Source organism: Microvirga sp. Mcv34 (assembly GCF_024519725.1).
Taxonomy (GTDB): domain Bacteria; phylum Pseudomonadota; class Alphaproteobacteria; order Rhizobiales; family Beijerinckiaceae; genus Microvirga.
Genome location: NZ_JALJRK010000269.1, coordinates 1 through 740, shown reverse-complemented (window position 1 = coordinate 740; position 740 = coordinate 1). Strand labels below are relative to the sequence as shown.

Genomic DNA, 740 nt, shown 5'->3' with positions numbered 1-740 from the left:
CCAGATCCCCATCTATGACTTTGGTGCTACCGCGATCCGGGGCGCCCAGGAGGCGTATCTGGGAGCGGCCAATCGCTTGGCTGAGTTGGCGGCCAACGCCCGCTCAGAAGCGCGTGAGGCCTACCTGCGCTATCGTGGCAATTACGACCTCGCCCGCCACTACCAGAACAGGGTGCTGCCCCTGCGCCAGACGGTCCAGGAGCAGGCTCAGCTCCAATACAGCGGCATGCTGGTTGATGTGACGACGCTGATCATCGATGCCCGCGCGGATCCTGAGCAACATCCAGGCTATTGAGGCCCGCCGCGATTTCTGGATCGCCGCGACCGACCTCAAGGCCGCGCTGGTGGGCGGCGGGTCTGGGGGCGGCGAGGCAAGTGAAGGCAGTGCAAGCGTGGTGGCCGCAACGCCGGAGTGACACGATCAAGGAGATCGACCATGACTGACCTATCGCGAAGAGGGTTTCTCGGCGCCGGGGGATTGGCCCTCGCCGGAGCCAGCATGATCAGCGGACGCACCCAGGCGGCGAGCCTGCCTGAGGCGCCCACCATGACCGAAGCCACCATGCAGCCGCCGCTCTACCCGAAGAGCGGACCGGACTACCAGCCCGTGGTCACCCTGAACGGCTGGACGCTGCCGTGGCGCCAGAACGGCGACTGGAAGGAGTTCCATCTCGTCGCCGAGCCGGTGGTGCGCGAGATGGCGCCCGGCATGAAGGCCCACCTGTGGGGCTACAACGGCC

General features: G+C 66.6%; 2 pseudogenes. Both read left to right on the top strand.

Going from position 1 to position 740, the window contains the following annotated elements:
* Window positions 1–416: pseudogene (locus tag OC446_RS30565) on the top strand (TolC family protein); the annotation flags it as partial.
* A gap of 20 nt (window positions 417–436) precedes the next feature.
* Window positions 437–740, top strand: a pseudogene (locus OC446_RS30560) (copper oxidase); the annotation flags it as partial.